At 36.8% G+C, this 21,828-nt stretch carries 19 protein-coding genes; 11 read left to right on the forward strand and 8 right to left on the reverse strand.

The genetic code is table 11. The features are described from left to right. The first annotated feature begins 261 nt into the window (after positions 1 to 261). Positions 262 to 1,500, forward strand: a complete 1,239-nt coding sequence (locus BZK14_RS00635; protein WP_077924682.1) for an exonuclease SbcCD subunit D C-terminal domain-containing protein — start codon at positions 262 to 264, stop codon at positions 1,498 to 1,500. Positions 1,501 to 1,503: 3 nt separating this feature from the next. Next, a complete protein-coding gene (locus tag BZK14_RS00640) occupies positions 1,504 to 4,764 on the forward strand; it encodes an AAA family ATPase (RefSeq protein WP_077924683.1) in 3,261 nt (1,086 codons plus the stop codon). Positions 4,765 to 4,767: 3 nt separating this feature from the next. Here BZK14_RS00640 and BZK14_RS00645 read toward each other — a convergent pair whose 3' ends face one another. From BZK14_RS00645 to BZK14_RS00665, 6 genes are all read right to left on the reverse strand, one after another. Beyond that, positions 4,768 to 5,652, reverse strand: coding sequence for an efflux RND transporter periplasmic adaptor subunit (locus BZK14_RS00645; RefSeq protein ID WP_077924684.1), 885 nt, complete (start codon positions 5,650 to 5,652; stop codon positions 4,768 to 4,770). 12 nt (positions 5,653 to 5,664) lie between these two features. Further along, entirely contained in the window at positions 5,665 to 5,868 is a 204-nt protein-coding gene (locus tag BZK14_RS13620; protein ID WP_077924685.1) for a DUF1656 domain-containing protein, read from the reverse strand. After that, a complete protein-coding gene (locus BZK14_RS00655; protein WP_077924686.1) occupies positions 5,855 to 7,846 on the reverse strand; it encodes an FUSC family protein in 1,992 nt (663 codons plus the stop codon). Before BZK14_RS00655 ends, BZK14_RS13620 begins: the two co-directional genes overlap by 14 nt. 134 nt (positions 7,847 to 7,980) lie before the next feature. Continuing rightward, the gene (ric, locus tag BZK14_RS00660; protein WP_245831101.1) at positions 7,981 to 8,736 is read right to left on the reverse strand and encodes an iron-sulfur cluster repair di-iron protein; all 756 of its coding nucleotides are present in this window, start codon (positions 8,734 to 8,736) and stop codon (positions 7,981 to 7,983) included. Continuing rightward, a complete protein-coding gene (locus BZK14_RS13155; RefSeq protein ID WP_171973603.1) occupies positions 8,693 to 8,833 on the reverse strand; it encodes a hypothetical protein in 141 nt (46 codons plus the stop codon). The genes ric and BZK14_RS13155 overlap by 44 nt, the downstream gene beginning before the upstream one ends. A 16-nt stretch (positions 8,834 to 8,849) precedes the next feature. Next, positions 8,850 to 9,980: an NnrS family protein gene (locus tag BZK14_RS00665; protein ID WP_077924688.1), complete on the reverse strand. Its 1,131-nt coding sequence runs from the start codon at positions 9,978 to 9,980 to the stop codon at positions 8,850 to 8,852. 164 nt (positions 9,981 to 10,144) lie between these two features. Between BZK14_RS00665 and hmpA the strand changes: the two genes are divergently transcribed. The 8 genes from hmpA to ptsP all read left to right on the forward strand — a co-directional run bounded on the left by hmpA (position 10,145) and on the right by ptsP (position 18,202). Beyond that, the gene (gene hmpA / locus BZK14_RS00670; protein ID WP_077924689.1) at positions 10,145 to 11,344 is read left to right on the forward strand and encodes an NO-inducible flavohemoprotein; all 1,200 of its coding nucleotides are present in this window, start codon (positions 10,145 to 10,147) and stop codon (positions 11,342 to 11,344) included. Positions 11,345 to 11,421: 77 nt separating this feature from the next. Then, the gene (locus tag BZK14_RS00675) at positions 11,422 to 11,859 is read left to right on the forward strand and encodes an RrF2 family transcriptional regulator (RefSeq protein WP_077924690.1); all 438 of its coding nucleotides are present in this window, start codon (positions 11,422 to 11,424) and stop codon (positions 11,857 to 11,859) included. Between the two features lie 237 nt (positions 11,860 to 12,096). Then, entirely contained in the window at positions 12,097 to 12,852 is a 756-nt protein-coding gene (gene modA, locus BZK14_RS00680) for a molybdate ABC transporter substrate-binding protein (RefSeq protein WP_077924691.1), read from the forward strand. Continuing rightward, positions 12,849 to 13,625 carry an ABC transporter permease gene (locus tag BZK14_RS00685; RefSeq protein ID WP_077924692.1) on the forward strand — a complete coding sequence of 259 codons (777 nt, stop codon included), beginning with the start codon at positions 12,849 to 12,851 and terminating at the stop codon, positions 13,623 to 13,625. Before modA ends, BZK14_RS00685 begins: the two co-directional genes overlap by 4 nt. After that, positions 13,609 to 14,307: an ATP-binding cassette domain-containing protein gene (locus tag BZK14_RS00690; protein ID WP_077924693.1), complete on the forward strand. Its 699-nt coding sequence runs from the start codon at positions 13,609 to 13,611 to the stop codon at positions 14,305 to 14,307. The genes BZK14_RS00685 and BZK14_RS00690 overlap by 17 nt, the downstream gene beginning before the upstream one ends. A 20-nt stretch (positions 14,308 to 14,327) precedes the next feature. Beyond that, entirely contained in the window at positions 14,328 to 15,173 is an 846-nt protein-coding gene (modD, locus tag BZK14_RS00695) for a ModD protein (RefSeq protein WP_077924694.1), read from the forward strand. A gap of 58 nt (positions 15,174 to 15,231) precedes the next feature. Further along, entirely contained in the window at positions 15,232 to 16,098 is an 867-nt protein-coding gene (locus tag BZK14_RS00700; RefSeq protein ID WP_077924695.1) for a sulfurtransferase, read from the forward strand. Between the two features lie 28 nt (positions 16,099 to 16,126). Next, entirely contained in the window at positions 16,127 to 18,202 is a 2,076-nt protein-coding gene (gene ptsP, locus BZK14_RS00705; protein WP_245831102.1) for a phosphoenolpyruvate--protein phosphotransferase, read from the forward strand. Between the two features lie 46 nt (positions 18,203 to 18,248). Here ptsP and thiD read toward each other — a convergent pair whose 3' ends face one another. Then, complete coding sequence (gene thiD / locus BZK14_RS00710) at positions 18,249 to 19,049, reverse strand: bifunctional hydroxymethylpyrimidine kinase/phosphomethylpyrimidine kinase (protein ID WP_077924697.1); 801 nt, start codon at positions 19,047 to 19,049, stop codon at positions 18,249 to 18,251. A 102-nt stretch (positions 19,050 to 19,151) separates the two neighbouring features. Further along, positions 19,152 to 20,528 carry an oxygen-independent coproporphyrinogen III oxidase gene (gene hemN / locus BZK14_RS00715; protein WP_077924698.1) on the reverse strand — a complete coding sequence of 459 codons (1,377 nt, stop codon included), beginning with the start codon at positions 20,526 to 20,528 and terminating at the stop codon, positions 19,152 to 19,154. 140 nt (positions 20,529 to 20,668) lie between these two features. Here hemN and pyk point away from each other — a divergent pair. Beyond that, the coding region (pyk, locus tag BZK14_RS00720) for a pyruvate kinase (RefSeq protein WP_077924699.1) at positions 20,669 to 21,828 on the forward strand (1,160 nt) is incomplete at its 3' end.

Genomic DNA, 21,828 nt, shown 5'->3' on the forward strand with positions numbered 1-21,828 from the left:
GTGAGATAGCGATCATTGTCGAGTTCACACGTTCACTGCCGAATAGGCAGCTTAGAAAAAATTCATCAAAGTGATAAGAATCATTTTCATGTTCACTGCCGAATAGGCAGCTTAGAAAAAAAGCCGTATCACTAGCAACTTACGATCAAGTGTTCACTGCCGAATAGGCAGCTTAGAAAACTGTAGAGAGATTATCTAGCTTTTCTGTATTCTCTCGATCAATGCTAATATCTTTATCATAATGAATCACTGGATAATGGCATGAGAATATTACACACAGCAGATTGGCATTTGGGGCGAGCGCTTTATCATAAAAAGCGTTATGCAGAATTTGAAGCTTTCTTGAATTGGCTGGCGGATGCCATTACGGAGCATGCTGTGGATGCATTATTAATTGCAGGTGATGTATTTGATACAAGTACGCCAAGCAACCGCGCGCAATCTCTTTATTATGAATTTTTGCATCGTGTGGCGAAAGGTAGTTGCCGCCATATTGTGATCATTGGTGGAAATCATGATTCACCTTCATTTTTAAATGCGCCAAAAGCACTGTTACATACGCTGAATGTTCATGTTGTGGGCGCAATGCCCGATGATCTACAAGAAGAAGTAATCACGCTTTATCATAATGATCAGCCTGAAGCGATCATTTGTGCTGTGCCATATTTGCGGGATAAAGATATCCGTTTATTGGAAGCAGGCGAAAATATTGATGATAAAAATGCCAAGCTGATTGAAGGCATTCGCAATCATTATGCGGATGTTTGCGTGATCGCAGAAGCACAGCAGAAAGATTATGAGAATGCAGGCTTTAAGGATATTCCTATTATTGGCATGGGGCATTTATTCACGGCAGGCGCACAAACCGTAGATGGCGACGGCGTGCGTGAATTATACGTAGGTACATTGGCGCATGTGGGGCGAGATCTATTTCCTGCTTCACTGGATTATCTTGCGCTTGGGCATTTGCATGTGCCACAAAAAGTGGGCGGTGCTGAGCATATTCGTTATTCAGGTTCACCGATCCCGATGGGTTATGGCGAAATTAATCAGGATAAACAAGTTTTGCTCGTGGATTTTGTGGAGCGGTCGTTAACAGTAACGCCATTATTGGTGCCAAGATTCCAGCAGCTTGTGAGAATCACAGGCGATGTAAAAAATATTCAACAAAAGATTGAGCAATTAAAAGCAGAGAATAGTAATGCGTGGCTTGAAATTGAATATACAGGCACAGAGATTGTGAGCAATTTGCGTGATCTATTGGATGAAGCATTGAAAAATAGCGATCTTGAAGTTTTACGCATTAAGAATCGTCGATTAATGGAGCGCGTGATTCATAGCGAAATAGATGAAGAAATATTGGATGATCTGAATCCTGATGAAGTTTTTGCACGCTGTTTAACGGCGTTTGAAGTGGATGAAGCAGAAAAAGCTGAATTACGTGCAGCGTATCAAGAGATCATCCAAGAATTACAAGATCATGATAAAAACGCGGAGTAAAGCATGAGAATTTTAGAATTACGTTTTAAAAATTTGAACTCTTTACAAGGTGAATGGAAGATTAATTTCAGCGATCCTGAATATGTGAACAATGGGATTTTTGCTTTGACTGGGCCAACGGGCGCAGGGAAATCTACAATTTTGGATGCGATTTGTCTGGCGCTTTATGGTGAAACGCCACGTTTAGGCAAGATCACAAAGGGTGAAAATGAGATCATGTCCCGCCATACAGGCGAATGTTATGCAGAGGTTGTGTTTCAATCCCAAGCAGGGATTTATCGTTGCCATTGGGAACAGCGCAAAGCACGTAAATCACCTGACGGTGCATTGCAGGATCAAATTCATGAAATTGCTGAAATTACAGATTTATCTAATTTTGAATCATCAAAATTAATCGAAAGTAAAAAAAGCCGAGTTGTCGCTGTCATTGAAGAAAAAACGGGCATGGATTTTAAACGTTTTAATCGTTCCATGCTATTGGCGCAAGGCAGTTTTGATAGTTTTTTAAAAGCAGATGTTGGGCATAAATCAGAGATTTTAGAGCAGATTACAGGCACAGAAATTTATTCAGAGATTTCTACGCAAGTACATAAGCGAAAGAGTGATGAACAGAAGCAACTAGAAATCTTACAAGCGGAAGTTCGTGGTATTCAGCTGTTAACGGATGATGAAATCGCAGAAATTACTGAGAATATATCAACACAAAAAGTTACGAATCAAGCATTAAAAGCAGCGCTTGATCAAACACGCATTGCTGTGGATTGGTTGAATAATATTGAAAAGTTAACAACTGATCTAACCAATATACAAGCAGAAAAAGTAGAATTGACTGAATTAACGATAGAATTTCAGCCGAAAAAACAGCAATTATTGATGGCGAATCGTGCTATGCAGCTAGATGGTGAATATGCAAAACTAACGGCCGTGCGTGATGGATTATCGCAATCCCAAAAGGATTTAGTTAAGCATAATGAGCAATTGCCATTAGCTAAAAATACGTTAGCAGATGCTCAGAAAACTTTGGATGATACGATAGCGCAACATCAAGCGCAGAAAGAGCATCACAAAGCACAATCAGCAATTTGGCAACAGGTTCGCACGTTGGATTATGCTATATCGGAGAAAAATAAAGTTGCAGAAGCGTTGGTTTCGCAATGCACTGCGATTGAATCCGTAATGCAGGAAGCTCAGCAAAAGTTAACAATTCAGCAAGGTGAATATCAGCAAAATGAAATCAAGTTAGCTAAAGCGCAGCAATATTTAACAGAGCACAAAGCGGATGAATGGTTGGTGAATCATTTTTTTGCGGTGAAAAATCAGCTAGCACAATTGCAATCACAGGCTTTAGCGATTGAAAATCAAAAGAAATCGAATGATTCAGATCATGGCAAGTTAAAAGCAATAGACATCCAGATTGAGGATAAAACAGCAGAATTAACAAAAATCGAGCAAGATAAAGCTAAAATCAATGCAGAATTAACATTGGCGCAAAAAACTCAGCAGGATTTATTGGCAGGCAAAAGCTTACCTGAATATCGCAGAGAAAAAGAATCCTTATTGCGTGAACAAGCATTGCTGAATCGCATTGTTTCATTGGAAGAAGAACGGAAGCGCTTGAAGGATGATGAAGCTTGCCCACTATGTGGGGCGCTTGATCACCCTTATGCGAAAGGGCAAATGCCAGAGCAAGATATCGTTGAAAAAAAATTGGAAATTTTGATACAGCGCATTGATCAATTAGAAATCCATGAAGCATTATGCAATCAGATCGATAAGAAGATTACGGCGATTGATTTGCAAATCACATTAAAATCATCTGAATTGATGCAATTACAAGAAAAATCGACTGAATTAGTTGAAAATCAGCAGAAAAATAGCGAGCTATTGATGGCTTTAGAAAAGCAATATGATGATCTGAATCGAGAGATTTATGCATCATTGCAACCATTGAATATCATGAAGTCCATGAATCATGATGAATTGCTCGATCATTTAAATGAGCGATTGAATCAATGGCAAACTGAACAAAAAAATGCTGAATCAGTGCAAACATCATTAGTGGTGATTAATAATGAAATTCAGCAATTATCGAATCATTTACAGTATAAAAAAGATGATTTAGCTGCTAAACAAGCAGAATTAACAAAAATTCAGAAAGAATTAGATGGTAAAAAATCAGAGCGTTTAGAATTGTTTGGGGAGCATGATGTAGAAACAGTTGAAGCGCAATTAATGGCACAACTGCAATCATTGGAAACTCAGGAAAATAAAGCTAAAAAAGTACAACAACAAGCACAGCAAGCATTGGTATTAACAGAACAAAGTATTTTGCAATTAACGCAATTGATTACAAAAATGCAAGCGAAATTACAAGCTTTGGATGCTGCATTTGTTGTGAGCTTAAATCAATATGATTTTATGAATGAAGCGGCGTTTTTATCAGCTCGATTGCCAAATGGCATACGTGAGCAATTAAGCAATGAAGCGAAGCAATTAGAGCAAAAAGAGATGGATTTAGTTGCAAGAGAAAAAGATCGAACAGCGCAATTAGCCATTGAACGAGCCAAAAATATTACAACTGAACCGTTAGAAATATTATCTGCTCAATTGATTGAGCAGGAAAATCATTGGATAGAGAAACAAGAGCAGTTGGCACAGTTGGAATTTAAATTGAGTGAAAATAGTAAAGCGCTTAGCAGAATTGCAGAAAAGAAAGATGCCATCGATGCACAGCGCGCAGAATGCCAAAGATGGGATAAATTGCATGGCTTGATTGGTTCGGCGGATGGTAAAAAATATCGCAACTTTGCACAAGGCTTAACCTTTGAATTGATGGTGAACAATGCCAATCGCCAATTGGAGAAAATGACGGATCGCTATTTATTAATGCGGGATAAAAATGAGCCATTAAAACTAAATGTGATTGATCATTACCAAGCAGGTGAAGAGCGATCTACTAAGAATTTATCAGGTGGAGAAAGTTTTATCATTAGCTTGGCTTTAGCGCTTGGTTTATCAAAAATGGCGAGCCAAAAAGTGCGTGTGGATTCGTTATTTTTGGATGAAGGATTTGGTACATTGGATGAAGAAGCGCTAGATACAGCGCTTGCAGTTCTATCCAATCTACATGGTGAAGGGAAATTAATTGGTATCATTTCCCATGTTTCGGCATTGAAAGAGCGAATCCAAACTCAGATTCGTATAAAGCCTATGAGCGGTGGACGAAGTGAGATCATTGGTGCGGGTTGTGAACGGATTGCATGAATATTAAAAAGTTATCAATGTTTTAAAATTAGTATCTCCAATTCTAACGCTTGCAGTCATACCTGTTGCAATATGAATATCTTTAGGTATTTCATTAATTTTAATGCGGACAGGAATGCGTTGTGCTAAACGTACCCAATTGTAGGTTGGTGTGACATTGGCTAATAATTGATCATCAGTTGTTGAGCTTTGATCTGTAATGCCATAGCTGATGCTTTCTATATGACCTTCTAAAGGATGGTCGCCACTCATTAATTTAATATGTACAGGCATTCCTACAGAAACTTTAGCTAATTTGGTTTCTTCCAAATATGCTTGTACATATAAAGAGTTATCTACAATAACCGCTACTATGGATTCACCTAAGCGGACATAATTACCTTCGGTGAGTCGTAAATTACTGATGACGCCTGATTTTGGTGCTTTGATGATGCTTCGTTCTAAGTCTATTTGAGCTTGTTGAACATTGGCTTGGGCTTCTTTTAATTCGGCTTTTGCGATATTTACCTCAATTTTGGCATTTTCTTTTAGTTCTTCGCTGATGGCATGGCCATCTAATAAGGTTCTTCTCGTGGCTTCATGCTCTTTTAATTTGAGCTGTTCTGTTTTAATTGCAAGCTGTGCCTTTGCTTTATCTAAGGCGGCATGGTATCGATCAGCATTAATTTTTAATAAAATATCACCTTGGTTAACATGTTGATTATCTTTGACAAGTAATTCAGTGACATATCCTGAAACATCTGAGGTAATGGTAATCACATCTGCACGAATTCGAGCATCACGCGTCCATGGCGAGAGCATGTAGTAATTCCATAAAATTTTAATGAATAAGATAGCAAATAATACGGTGATGAATGTGATTGTGTATTTTTGAAAGAAAGCTTTCATCATCCCTCCTAATTAAAAAGGGCTCAGTAGTGTTATGAGCGAAAAAATAATAATGTATAGCGCAATGATAAAAAGCATCTCATGCCATACAAAGCGTGATAGTTTAAAGTAGCTCATCAGACGTATTGCACCATAAGTGATTGGTAAGGCTAATAATGTATAGATCAAAATTGGGCTGATATAAACATTACCAATCGAGATTTCATGAATTCCCATTCAGTTCTTCCTTCATTGTTAATTGACACCAAGTGAGCCATATTTGATAAATTTGTACAGTTGCCGTTTGTAAAATATCTGCTTTGTGTGGTAACGCTATTTGTGAAATTTGCATATTAAAGCTTTGTGTTGCTAGCTCTAGTTTTTCTAAATGCTCTGTTATTGCTTCATTTTGTAAAGCGATAGAGAGTATTTTGAAATATTCAGTAGATGTCGGAGATAATTGTGGATAATATTTTAAAATTCTCCTTAAAAAGAAAATTTCATCACCTAAATCTAAAGCTAAAATAGCGTTTTGCCAACGGTATTTGGCATGTTTTTCAATAATATCTTTATGTCTTGCTAACAAGATTAATCGGTCAGCCATCCGAGCATTGAACCATGTATTAGAATTATGGAGCGGGCGATGTATGAGCCGAGTTAAATCACGAAGAATAAGTTTCTTCATAGTTTTGCCGTGCCAATAGGGCATATTAATTGGAATTAAGTGGATTGATACAGCAGCAATAGCGGTACCTAAAAGTAATCCAATGGATTGATTTAACATGAATTCTGTCGAAAATAAAAGATGATTATCAGGATGGATGAGCATTAAGAAGCTAATGGGTAAAGATGCATAGACAAAATATTTAGGAATGAGCGCCATCATAGAGCATACGAAAATAGGTATGCCAAGTGCTAGTGATAACATGATAAATCCATTAGCCTCAGGCAAGATATAAATATTAATAATTAGCCCAATGATGACTGCATAAACAGAGCCATTAAAAAAGATGAGTGAAATCCGTTCGGCATTTTCTCGCCCTGCAAATAAACTACAGATGATTGCGCCAATGATGAGTGGCATGATGGCATTAATTAAAGACCAGCCTGCAGCTAGCCAAATCATTGCAACTGTCATGAATGCTAATGCAGAGCGTAAACCAAAGAGGATGCCTAATGTATAATTGCGATGTTGCGACAAAGAGCTTTCATTGACCAATCGAATAGGGCGACCTTTCCGGGCACTATGTAAAAATCTACGTGCGCGTAATGCATGTCGTAATAGCAAATATATGCGATGTAACGTAATGTTAATGGATTGATCATGCTTTTGTTGCAAAATAGGGTGTAAAGCTATCAATACTTGATTGATATTGCTTCGTTTGCCTTGTTCTAATGCATCAATAGTTTGATGAATCCAAGGTGCTATGATTTGCCATTCATCTGGTGATAATGTTTGTTTATCCCGATTGATACTTCGTGCTAAGCTTAATACATTCAGGATATTTTGACACATGCCTAAGATTGCTTGTGCGCTATTCTTGCCTTTTTGGCCTTCAAAAGCTGCATGTTCTCTCTGAGTATCTACTGCGATGATATTGGATAAGCTTTGTAGAAATGTATCATCTAATGCTTCGCCTTTCATGCTTTTGATGGCGGAACTAAAGCCTAGATGAATTGTTTTATTAGCATCTTGAATGAGCATTTTATGTGTTTCAATTGGCCAAAGCACAGCAAAAATTATAGATGAAATAACAATGCCTAAGGAGATTTCAAAACATCTAGAGGTTGCATAATTAAAAATTGATGTGGGCGATTCTATGTTGGGAATTAATATCACAGCAACAGTTATACCAATCATGACAAATCCATAAGACCATGCGCTACGAATAATTGTAGATGCGGTAACTGATAGCATGAGAACAGCTGCAATTGCGAGGAGAAATAGCATTGGCATTTGAGCAAATGCACCCATAATGACTATAGAAAGAGCAGTGCCGATGAGTGTGCCAACTAATCGAGCTAAGCCTTTACTAAGCACCATACCGGCTTGTGGTTGTGCTACGATTAATGCTGTTGTTGCAGCCCAATGGGGTTGATCTAAGTCTAAGAGAAACGCAATATATAGGGAGATTAGCGCGGCAAGCGTTGCTTTGGTTGCAAATTTTAGGGCCGGTATAGATGATAATAGACTATTTTTAAAAATTGCATGCATATAATTTGTTTAGGTGTAAATGGTGATTTTATATGAAAAATAGCCTAAACGTAAAATTATTTGGTTCATAAATTTAAGGCCATGCATTTAAAATGGCGGCCTTAATAGGAATATGTATCTTGAATATTATGATGTTATAAAGATTTTGCCATTCTGATCGCATCAGGAAAAACAATGTTATTTTCAATATGAATATGCTCATGTAAATCTTTTTCAAATTGTTGTAATTGCTTCATCATTGCAGTGTAGCTTTTACAGGCATCTTCAGGAATAGCATAATGATTGGTTAATTGAGAGATTTTTTTAAAACGCTCTCCTTCTTGATCATGTTCATGCATCATAACGGAAATTGGCATTTCTATAGAACCAAAACATGCACTATTTTTAGCACTTTCACCATTTTGGATCATCTGATATATGAATGGAAATAACACAGTATCTTCTTTCATGAGGTGATTAAGTAGATCATTCAGCGAAGCTCGGTATAAATGAGCTACTTCAATCAGTTCAGGATGAGATGAACCATGAACGTTGGCAACCTTTTCACAGAGCTTTAATAAATCAGGACCTTTTTCGCGAATTTTAGCATGATGATATTTAGTGATGTAATCAACTTGCAGTTCTAATGACCACTCTTTAAAGTTAAAGTTATTAGATTGTTGGTGAGTTTGGATATTTTGTAGATCATGAAGTAGCTGTTCAGTATTGATGGACTGTTCTTCAATAATTTTTGATAGCAATTGATCACCGCCACAACAAAAATCAATCTGATATTTGGAAAAAACTTCAGAGGTTGCAAAATTATCAGCAACAATATTCCCAACAGTTTGATCTAAATAGTTCATATTAACCTCCGCAACAGCCACAGCATGGTGCTGTTTCTTCTTCATTAGAAATCTCTTTTTCATCAGTATTGACAGGGAGAGCTGATGTGTCATGTGAATCATCAAGTTCATTGATAGTTGTTTGAGATTTTGTAAATGTCATAGATAACTCCTGATATTTAAGCTTGATTTGGCGTTAGTAAAATAGGTAAGTAACGATATAAATAGATGATGAAAGAAATGCTGAAGAGTATTGCACTGATTATGAGTAAAGTTGTGTTATGAGTAGTCATTGTTGCAATAATTCTGAGTACGACACTGATTATCATTAGAATAAAGGCTGTTTGCATAAAACTTGGCAATATCATTGCTCTGCCAGTATGACCAAGGGCTGTGCGAGACATCATGCCTAATGTTAAAGAGCCAATACCACCAATTGCTATAAGATGAGTAGATAATGATAGATAAGATAAATCAACACTATAAGCATAAGCTAGAACAAGGGTTCCTATGGTTGTGAAAAAGAAGCCAATGTGCAAAATCCATAGTAAAGGTTCTTTGATGATTGCTATATTCCACCAGCGGTATAACTGATAGCAATTTGTCGTTGTCACAATAATACCTAAAATTAATACAATCATTTTAGGTAGGTGAAAAACCATAACGATGATCATTAACACAGGGAATAAGAAGGCAATCATTGTCAATGGCTTTGAAAAACGATTGGTTTGTTTCAATGTAATGCTTGTAAAAAAAGGTGTGACACGGCTACCAATCAAGCCAATGAAGGCTGAAACGCCTAATAATCCCAATTGCATCACAGTCAATAAGGAAATTTTAATGGTGCCAGTCATTGCTAAACAAAATAAAATATTGATGCTAGCAAAGACTAATAAAATAATTGGTACCAAGATATTAGGATAGTTTTTACTTTGGATGAGTGAGATCAGCATAAATACAGCGGCTAATCCGTAAAATAATGTGTCAAAAAGTGTTGAAAGATAAATTGCTTGTTGGAATGGTAAATAGATAAAAAGTCTTGCTAAACACCAAAGTATCACTAGGATTAATAATTTATAATGGCGTACTGGCGGTGTATTGGTCCAATTACTGACAGCAGTTAATAAAAAACCGACAATAATAGCCCCAGTAAAGCCCCAGATCATTTCATGGCCATGCCAAAAGAAACTAGGGTATTGAGCGTTGCCCTGAAAGCCCAAAGGGTACCAAAGTAGGATAATGGATACAACATACAGCGCGGCTATTGTATATAAAGGCCTAAAAGCATAAGAAAAAATTGTTTTAAACATTTTGTATTATCCTTGATCTTTAAAGATGTATTTATTATGCATCTATTTATTTAATTGTCTATATTTTTATTGTTTATATATACTTTGTATTTAAGATCACTTTTGTCTTTTAAAAATTATTTTTTCATATAAGATATATTTTTAATGTATTTATTGGAGGTTGCATGCTATCTACTCAACAAATTGAATTAGTACAAAGCACAATTCCTGTTTTAAGGGAAAATGGTGCTGCTTTAACAGGATATTTTTATCAACGGATGTTGAAGAATTCACCTGAATTAAAAGAAGTTTTTAATATGGGTCATCAAAGAAGTGGTGGCCAAGCTACAGCATTGGCAGATGCAGTATTGGCATACGCAGAGAATATTCAACAGTTAGAAGTTTTAGGTGATGCAGTACAACACATTGTTTCAAAACATGTCAGCTTAAATATTCAGCCTGAACAGTATGATATTGTGGGTGAGAATTTATTACATTCGATCAGTGAAGTGCTCAGTATTCCGATGGATAGTGAGCTAATTTCAGCATGGGGTAGTGCTTATCAACAACTGGCTGATATTTTGATAGCTGCAGAAAAAAGTGCATATGCAAATAACTTAGCGCAAAAGAATGGCTGGGAAGGCTGGAAAGATTTTGTTGTAGTGCGTAAAGAACAAGAGAGTGATACGATTACATCTTTTTATTTGAGTGCAGTAGATGGTAGCCCATTGCCTGATTATAAAGCAGGGCAGTTTATTTCTGTTCGTGTGCATGTTTCTGAATTAGGATTTAAACAACCAAGACAATATACTTTATCTGATTGCTCAAATAATCAGGTTTATAGAATTTCAGTGAAACGTGAAAATGGTCAAGATGAACTAGCGGATGGTTATGTTTCTTGTACATTACATCAAAAGATCAATGTAGGTGATCGATTAGAACTCACATGTCCTGCTGGTAACTTTTTCTTAAAGAATGGCCAAAAAGAAAATGTATTCATTAGTGCAGGTGTCGGTATTACGCCCATGATCTCTATGTTAATGACTTTAAAGGAGCAGGGTGCTAAACAACCTATTACTTTTATTCATGCTTGCCAAAATGATCAGGTATTAGCAATGAATCAGCAGATAAGTGAAGCCAAAAGTGTATTGCCACAGTTACAAACTTATTTAGCTTGTGAATTGGCAAGTGATAGTGTTGTTGTCAATAAAGTAGGACGTTTGGATTTAACAGAGCTAGATAAAATTTTATTACCAAAACAGGCAGATTATTATATTTGCGGACCATTAGAGTTTATGAAAAAGCAACATGATACATTGCTAAAACTAGGCATAGCACATGATCAAATTCATATGGAACTATTTAATACGGGCGGTATCGCATAATAAATATTATCAATGATTAAGGTTTTGGATAATTTGATTTATAATGCTGCCATGTTTTTAAGGTCAAATAAATTATTATGCAATTGAGTAAGTTTACTGATTTAGGAATCAGGGTTTTACTGTTATTGAGCGGTACAACGAATACACCTTTAACGATTGCTGATGTAGCGGATCGATTAAATGTTTCTAAGAATCATTTAATGAAGATTGTTCACTTCATGTCTAAACAAAAGTGGGTATTAACGGTACGTGGCAAAAATGGCGGCATTCGTTTGGCAAATTCTCCTGAAAGCTATAAGGTTGGGTATTTGATCAGAGTGTTAGAGGAAAATGTTAATTCTAATCATTGCATTGTTAACTGCCATTCGCCAAGGTGTGTTTTAACGCCTGCTTGTCAATTGCCAGTTTTTCTCAATGCGGCAATGAATCAATTTTATAGCTATTTAGATCAATATCATTTATTGGATATTTTGCATTGCCCCATTGAAAATATTATTGCATTAAAGATACATTAAGTTTTGGGTATTTGTAATTTCTCAATTTGCTTTTGAGCATTGTTGTCAGATCATTTCCCAATGGTTCTGATTTTTTCTTTGATAACCAGCTCTGGTTGTGCTCAACATATTTAAGATAGAAAGATGTTTATCAAAATAATCATAATCATAATCATAATCATAATCTAATTACATAATATGATAATCGTTGTGTAATGTAATATACTACGATGCATTCAATTCATCGTGGGAATGGTTATGAGATTATTTCAAAAAATTACAGCAACAGCAGTGATATTGGCAAGTAGTGTGGGTTTGGCATTAGCAGATGGCGAATCTTTATTCATTTATTCTGGTGCAGGCCTAAAAAAACCAATGGAAGAAATTGCAGCAGTATTTAAAGCAAAAAATAATGTTGACATTGAGTTCAATTATGCAGGCTCAGGGCAGTTATTAGCACAATTAGAAACCACAAGAAAAGGTGATGTATTCCTTGTGGGTTCAGAAGATTCTTACAATGTTGCTAAACAAAAAGGTTTAGTGAATGAGGCTTATGATATTGCACATCACACACCAGCGATCGTTGTGTTAAAAAGTAATCCCAAAAATATCCAAACGTTGGAAGATTTAAGCAAAGATGGCGTTAAGGTTATTTTGGGTGAAGCCAAAGCAAACGCTATTGGTAAAACAGCACAAATTATTCTACAAAAAAATGATTTAACTAAAGTGAATGATAACGTGGTTTCTACTGCTAATACAGTCAATGAAATGGTTGTTCAGTTAACATTGGGTAATGCGGATGCAATGATCGCAACGATTGATTCTGTTTACAATAATCCAAAAGTTAAGATCATTGGAATTAATCCTGCACAAAATATTGATCAAATTGTGACAGGTGGTGTGATCAGTACAACTGCGTATCCTGAATTATCGAAAGCATTTATGGATTTTGCGAGCTCGAAAGAAGGCAAAGAAATTTTTGCACGTTATGGCTTTAAACCTGTGACTGAATGAAACGTAGCTTTTATTACACATTAGTTGGCTTGGTGGCGCTCTTTATTGTAGCGCCACTTTTTATGTTGATGAAGGAAGGCATTACTTTATTGCCTGATGCTATTTTTTTAAAAGAAGTACAGTTTGCAATCGGTTTGAGTTTAAAGACTTCTATAATTTCAACAGTCATTTGTTTAGTTTTATCATCGCCTATTGCATTCTTTTTATATCAATCTCGTTTTAAATATTGGTTGATGCCATTTTTATATCTGCCATTGGCTTTACCACACATTGTTTCAGGTGTGGCATTGTTGTTATTTTTTGGCCATATGGGGATTGGTAGCTTTTTAGAAAAACATTTGAATTTGTCCTTTGTTTTTACTCAGCAAGGGATAATTTTGGCACAAACTTTTGTGAATCTGCCGTTTGCGATAAAGTTATTAACGGTTGGTTTAGAGAATTTAAATACTCAACAGCTCTTTGTAGCGAGAACATTAGGTGCAAGCCGATTGCAATGTTTTTACCATGTGACATTGCCTTTATTGAAATCTACGATCATTTCTACAATTGTATTAACGTGGTCACGTGCATTGGGTGAATTTGGTGCTGTGATTATGGTTGCAGGTGCAACAAGTATGAAAACAGAGATATTACCTACATCTATTATGCTGAATCTTTCAACAGGTGATTTAGATTTAGCGATGTCGATTGCAGTGATTTTGATGATGATATCGCTTACATGCTCTTTAATTTTTGAATGGCTGTTGAGGTCAAAGCATGCTCAAAATTCATAATTTTTCTTTAAAGTTACCTAAATTTCAGCTTGATTCTATTTCATTGATAGTCAAAACAGGTGGTTATTGTGTCATTTTAGGGCGCACAGGTTCAGGTAAAACATTATTGTTAGAATCCATCGCTGGGCGATATCCAAATATCGAGGGTGATATTGGTTTTAATGGTCAATCATTTAAAAATTTAGCATCCGAAGATCGCAATATCGGCTTTGTGTATCAGAATTTTGAATTGTTTTGTCATTTAACAGTTTATGAGAATATTGCTTTTCCACTCAAAATGCGGAGAGAATCTTCATCCATTACTAAAAAATCAGTGACAGAAATCGCTGATTTATTAGGAATTTCACATTTATTAATGCATACGATTCATCATTTAAGTGGTGGAGAAAAGCAGCGAGTTGCATTAGCACGGGCTTTAATATTTAAGCCAAAAATATTATTACTTGATGAACCTACAAGTGCATTGGATTATGTCACCCGCCATGAAATGCGAAAAGTTTTACGAGATATTCACCAAGCTTATCAGCCAACCATTATTCATGTTACGCATGATATTAGTGAAGCTTTATCGCTTGCGACGCAAATTGGTGTGATGAACAGAGGGCGATTGATGCATGCTTATGAATTAACTGAAGAGATTAAAGCTGAAGGTGAATCATTTTTATTTGAACAATTGAGATAAAATCATTGAAAGGATCCATTATGTTTATAACAACAGATGAAATTGAGCGTTTAATCCGAGAAGATGTGCCTTATATTGATCTTACTTGTGAGCTCTTAGGTATTCGAGATCAAATGGCAGAGATTCGCTATGCAACGCGTGAAAATGGCGTAGTGGCGGGTACTGAAATTGTGGCAAAAATGTTTGAACGCTTAGGTATAGAATTGACTGAGATGAAACGATCAGGTGAGCAAATCAATGCCAGTGATGTGGTTTTGGTTGGAAAAGGGAATAGTGAAGCCATTCATACCGTTTGGAAGATTGGGCAAAACATCATCGATTATTGTTCAGGTGTTGCGAGTACAACGAGAAAAATGGTGAATGTTTGTAACGAAGCAAATCCTAAAATAGCATTATTAACGACACGCAAGAATATTCCAGGCACAAAGCATTTGGCGATTCAAGGCATTATTGCAGGTGGTGCGATGCCACATCGCTTGGGGTTATCAGAAACTATTTTGATCTTTAAACAGCATCGTGAGTTTTTTGCGGATGATGAATCTTTGGCACAGAAAATTTCTGAAATTAAACATTTAACTTGCGAAAAAAAGATCGTCATTGAGGCTGAAAATTTGGAAGAAGGATTGCGCTTTGCACAAATTGGGGCTGATGCCATTCAGTTCGATAAATTATCGCCGGAATCATTAAAAAGTGCTGTAATTACAATGCGCGAAGTATATCCTGCAGTTTCTCTGTTAGGTGCAGGCGGGATCAATCCAAGTAATATTCAAACTTATTGCGAAACAGGTGTCGATGGTTTGGTAACAACTTCGCCATACTATGCTAAAGCATTGGATATAAAAGTGATGATTAACCCTTTATATTAAAAGTAGAATCATGCATATTATAAGGTTAATATTATCATAAATTATTTGAGGATTTCTCATGAGTACACAAACTTTATCACCATTAATTTCTGCAGATACCTTATATCAGAAGCTCAATGATGCAAAATTGATCATCCTTGATGCAAGGTTTAATTTAATGAATGAAAATTATGGTGATGAAGTTTATGCTCAGAACCGAATTCCACAGGCATTACGTGTTGATTTAGGCATTGATTTATGTACCGATATTACCCCCGATACAGGCCGTCATCCTTTAAAATCAAGAGAAAATTTAGAAGCATTGATGCAAGATTTGGGTGTGAATCATGATTCACACATTGTGGTTTATGATGATAATGGCGGTATGTTTGCTATTCATTTATGGTGGGTTTTACATTGGTTGGGCCATGAAAAAGTTCAGGTATTAGAAGGTGGTTTACAAGCTTGGCAAAAAGCGGGCTATGAACTAGAGATTACTGCACCACAAGTGAATCAAATGCAAGGCGATTTTGTGGCAAAAATGAGCGAATTTAGTACTGTGACAGCAGATGATATTTTAGAAGATATTATTTCAAATCAAGGTAAATTATGCGTTGTGGATGCTCGTGGTGCTGCTCGTTATCATGGCGATGTTGAGCCATTAGACCCCGTTGCAGGGCATATTCCTAATGCAATTAATCGACCTTTTGAATTAAATCTCAAAGAAGATGGTACATTCAAGGATCCTGAGATGTTAAAAACAGAATGGATGGCTTTTTTAGATGGGTACTGCCATCAAACAATCATTCATCAATGTGGATCGGGAGTTTCTGCCTGTCATAATATTTTTGCCATGTATTATGCAGGATTAGGTATTCAAAAGTTATATCCAGGTTCTTGGAGTGAATGGTGTAAAAGTCCAACTAGGCCTGTTGCTAAAGAATAAATATTAGAAGATGGCAAGGGAGTTCATTATGGGCAAGCACACAGAAAAATCGATAATAACAGATATACAAGATAAAAAATATGTGTCGGAGTGGGTGATTGATTATCCTTCTGGATTACATGCTCGGCCATCATCTGTATGGACAGAATGTGCGAAGCAATTAGGAGCTTCTATTCAAGTTCGTCATCAACAAAATGTTGCTTTTGCTGAAAATATGGTTGAACTTCTTCAATTAGGACTTAAAAATGGTGATGTTGTTATTTTATCAACTGATCAATCAGCTGAAAAACTTGAGGCATTTAAGCAAATGATCGCGTCATTGTCTTTAAAGGAACAAAATGATGCAGAGCATGTCCGAATTCAAAGAAAAAAATCAAAAAAACTAGGGTGGAAGCCGCCTGAGTTATCAGAAATAGCTATTTTACACGGAGTTTCTGCAAGTCCTGGTTTTGCCATAGGTCAATCTTATCACTTAACAAGGTATTGTCCCGTTGTACCTGACATTCCAATGGATTCAAAGCAATCCAGTATTATTTTATCTGCGGCTATTCAAGCCGCTAAAGAGCATTTACAAAAGTTAATTAAACAAACAGAAAATCGTTTGGGTAAACATAACGCTGAGATTTTTAAGGCTCATTTATTATTATTGGAAGATGTAGAATTAACGAATATAGCTAATCAATATATTATGGATGGGCATGGCGTAGCATGGTCTTGGTTGCAGAGCATTGAATTCCATGTAAAGAGATTATTATTATCAAATAATACAGCTTTGGCTGAGCGAACGGCAGATTTACGAGATATTGGTAATAGTGTTTTAGGCTATATTGATCCTAGTTTGAAACGTAATACTTTAGGTGATTTGCCTGAAGGCAACTGGATTTTAACAGCAACTGATTTATCTCCTTCAGAAACAGTACTATTGGATCCTGATAAAGTGAAAGGATTGGTCACAATCTTTGGTGGCCCTACATCGCATACCGCTATTTTAGCTAGAACATTGGGTATTCCTGCGATTGTTGCTGCGGGTGAAGCGGTTGCACATGTAGAAAATGGCAGCACGATGATTATAGATGGTGATGGTGCAACTATTTATGTGAATCCTTCTAAAACTAATTTATTATCAGCCACAGAATGGATTAAAGCCCAAGAACATAAACATAAACTTGAAGAAGCACAACGCCAACAACCCGCTAAAACATTAGATGGGCATATTATTAAGGTTGTTGCTAATGTGAATCGTCCTGAACAAATCCCATTTGCAATGACGCAAGGAGCTGAAGGTGTTGGGTTAATGCGTACAGAATTCTTATTTTTAGAAAGTACCCATATACCATCAGAGGATGAGCAAGCATTAATTTATCAAGCAATGATTGAACAATTAGATGGTTTGCCATTGACTATCCGAGCTTTGGACATTGGTGGGGACAAAAATGTAGAGCATTTGCATTTACCTTATGAAGATAATCCATTTTTAGGTGTCAGAGGCGCTAGATTATTGTTGAGGCGAATGGATTTGCTATTGCCACAATTGAAAGCGTTGTATCGTGCCGCTAAATTAGGTCAGCAGTTGTCTATCATGTTTCCAATGATTACATCTGTGACTGAATTTTTAACATTAAAAAGCTATTGTGAAGGGGTTCGACAATCATTAAATGCACCAGTGATTCCCATTGGTATTATGATCGAAGTTCCCTCTGCAGCAATAATGGCTGATATTTTTGCGGAGCATGTGGATTTTTTTTCAATTGGCACTAATGATCTTACACAATACACTTTAGCCATTGATCGCCAGAATCCAGAGTTGGCGGCTGAGGCAGATAGCTTACATCCAGCAGTATTGCGTTTGATTCAAAAAACTATTACTGGTGCAAAACTATATGATAAGCCTGTGGGAGTTTGTGGTAGCTTAGCAGGAGACCCTTTGGGGGCAATGATTTTAACAGGTTTAGGTATTGATGAACTATCCATGACGCCAAGAGATATAGCCACAGTTAAAGCAGAACTTAGAGCGCATTCTTTGATTGATATGCAAAAATTAGCTAATTTAGCTTTAGCTCAAGATTGTGCGGTTGATGTTCGTGCATTAGTGGAAAATATATAACTTAGTGCTATGACGCACTAAGTTATGCTGATTAACCTTGAATAGATTATGATTGAAAACTATCAGGGAAGTTCAAAGTGCCCACAAATTCATTCATTGCCCAATGCTTTTGAATGCCTTTTTTGATGGCTTCTTTCGCTTCAAAAACAGATTCACGTGCAGATAAGCCTTTGCAAAGGTTAGCGCCAACGTGCGCTGCAAAAGTACAACCCAAGCCATGTGTATGATGTGTATCAATGAAATTACCTTCCATTAAGATTAATTCATTGCCATCATAGAATAAATCAGCTGATGTTTTAGGTTCCATCACGCGTCCAACATTTGTAATTGCTACGGCTTTACAACCTAAAGCTACGATGCGCTTAGCGGCTTCTACAGCATCATCATAGTTTGTGATCTCTTCCATGCCTGCCAATTGTGCTGCTTCAAATAAGTTTGGTGTAGTGACTGTGGCATATTTGATGAGATTTGTGCGAATCGCTTCAGCATGTTCAGGGAATAAGGGCTTATTGCCTTTACAAACCATCACAGGATCCACAACTACAGGCACTTTAGTTGCCCAAATATCTAAATATTTAGAAACTTTCTCGATAATTTCAGGTGTTGGTAACATACCTAATTTGATTGCATCCACACCAACGCCATCTAATGCCGTTTGGATTTGTGCTTCAATTACTGGCACTTCGATTGGATAAACGCCATGCGACCATTTTTCAGGATCCATTGTAACAATCACGGTTAATGCAGAAAAGCCATATAAATCGTGCTTTGCAAATGTTCTTAAGTCAGCTTGAATGCCTGCGCCACCGCTAGAATCTGAGCCTGCAATGGTTAATATTTTTTTCATTGGAGATCCTTCTACTGTACATATATGTTAATGACAAGAAAAATATAGATTACAACAAAAAAGCTCTACGGATAGAGCTTTTTTGTTGTTGCTTAAATATTTTTAAATCACGCGTGAAAAACGTTGATCATTTTTCTGTAAGTAGCCATCAAATACCATGCCGATGTTACGAATCAATAAACGACCGCGATCTTGAACATGATAAGTATCGCCATCCACAACGATCAAACCATCGGGTTCCATCGCACGTAAATCTTCGAGTTCAATTTTGAAATACTCTTTAGCATCCATATTGAAACGTTGACTGATGTCGTTAATGTCTAATTTCAAGTTACACATTAATTCAGTGATGATATGACGGCGCAATTCATCTTCAGGTGTTAATTTAACACCGCGCCAGATGGGTAATTGATTGCCTTGTAATGCCGCTTCATATTCAGGCATATCTTTCACGTTTTGTGCGTAGATATTACCGATTTGAGAGATTGAAGATAATCCCATGCCAACAAGATCACAATCTGAATGCGTGCTGTAACCTTGGAAGTTACGGTATAAATTGCCTTCACGCTGTGCGATTGCTAATTGATCTGTTGGTTTAGCAAAGTGATCCATACCAATATACACATAACCTGCATCAGTTAAGCGCTCGATGATATTTTTCAAAATCAAAAGTTTTTCTTCAGCTTTTGGCATATCTTCTGCATGCATTTGTTTTTGTGTTTTAAACAAATGCGGCATGTGCGCATAGTTGAATATTGATAAACGATCAGGTGAGATTTCAATCATCTCTTCCAATGTTTGGTTGAATGTATCCACCGTTTGGAATGGCAAGCCGTAGATTAAATCCACAGAAATAGAACTAAAACCGCAATCACGTGCAGCGTGCAATGTTTCTAAAGTGATCTCTTTCGGTTGAATACGGTTAACAGCCACTTGAACTTTAGGATTAAAGTCCTGAACGCCCATACTTAAACGGTTAAAACCGATGCTACGCAAGAAACGAACTGTATCAGCATTGGCTTCGCGTGGATCAACTTCGATCGAGTATTCACCTTCATCATTCGGTAATAATGTGAAGTTTTCAGCAGTTTTATCCATCACCATTTTCATCTCATCACGGGATAAGAATGTTGGTGTGCCACCGCCCCAATGGAGCTGTTTTACTTTACGATTGCGATCAAATAATGGTGCTTGTAATTCAATTTCATGCAACATGTGATCCACATAAGGCAAAGAGCGCTTACGGTTTTTAGTGATGATTTTGTTACAGCCACAGTAGAAACAGATGGTGTCACAAAACGGGATATGGAAATAGAGCGATAAGTCACGGCCAGATTCGTTAGAGATCTTAGCTGCTTCTATATAATCTTCGCGTGTGAATTCTGTTGTGAATTGCACAGCCGTAGGATAAGAAGTATAGCGTGGACCTGCTTTGTCGTATTTGTCGATGAGTTCGCGATTAAAGATAGATTCTGTCATGATTCCAAACTAGATATTCGTTAATAAAGAAATAATTCGGTATATTGTACTGAATTAAGCGCAAGACTGCGATCTTGTTTTGCCTATTATTAAGATTAGTATTATTAATGTGAATTTAATCAAAGATTAAGGAGAAATTCATGCAAAGACGTACCAAGATTGTTGCAACTTTAGGGCCTGCAACGGATAGAGCAGGTGTTTTAGAAGGTATTATTAAGGCAGGTGTGAATGTTGTGCGTTTGAATTTTTCGCATGGTACTCATGAAGATCATATTAAGCGCGTGAATGCTGTGCGTGAGATTTCTGATCGTTTGAACATTAAAGTGGGGATTTTATCGGATCTTCAAGGCCCTAAAATTCGTATTGAAAAATTTGTGGATGGCTCTGTAATCTTAGAAGAAGGTGCTACATTCATTTTAGATAGCCAATATGATGACAATGCAGGGACAGCGGAACGCGTTGGGATTGCGTATAAAGAATTGGTCAATGATGTTAAGCCACAAGATATTTTGTTATTGGATGATGGCAAAATCGTTGTTGAAGTAACAGCGGTAAAAGGCTCTGAAGTTCATACAAAAGTGAACATTGGCGGTGTTTTATCGAATCGTAAAGGCATTAACTTACAAGGTGGTGGATTATCCGCACCTGCATTAACTGATAAAGATAAAGAAGATTTGATCTGTGCTGCTAACTTTCAAACAGATTATGTGGCGGTTTCTTTCCCAAGAAATGGATCAGATATGGATGAAGCCCGTGCTTTATTGGAAAAGGCAGGTTCTAAAGCGCATTTAGTTGCAAAAATTGAGCGCATTGAAGCGGTTACAAATATTGATGAAATTATTTTAGCATCGGATGCCATCATGGTTGCTCGTGGCGATTTAGCTGTTGAAATTGGTGATTCTAAATTGATGGGTGCACAAAAACGCATGATTATGCGAGCGCGTGAATTGAATCGTGCTGTGATCACTGCAACACAAATGATGGAATCTATGATAGAAAACTCATCACCAACCCGTGCTGAAGTGATGGATGTGTCAAATGCTGTACTGGATGGAACAGATGCGGTGATGCTCTCAGCAGAGAGCGCTGCAGGTAAATATCCTGTGGAAACAGTGAAAGCAATGGCAGAAATTTGTATTGGCGCTGAAAGTGAACAGTTTTCTGTCTTAACACCCAATGCATTCATTAAAGACCGTAAGTTTAATTATACAGATGAAGCGATTGCTATGTCCGCAATGGTTTTGGCAAATCACTATGATGTTCAAGCTTTGGTTTGTTTGACTGAATCAGGCACGACCGC

It is taken from the genome of Wohlfahrtiimonas larvae (assembly GCF_002006755.1).
GTDB lineage: Bacteria > Pseudomonadota > Gammaproteobacteria > Cardiobacteriales > Wohlfahrtiimonadaceae > Wohlfahrtiimonas > Wohlfahrtiimonas larvae.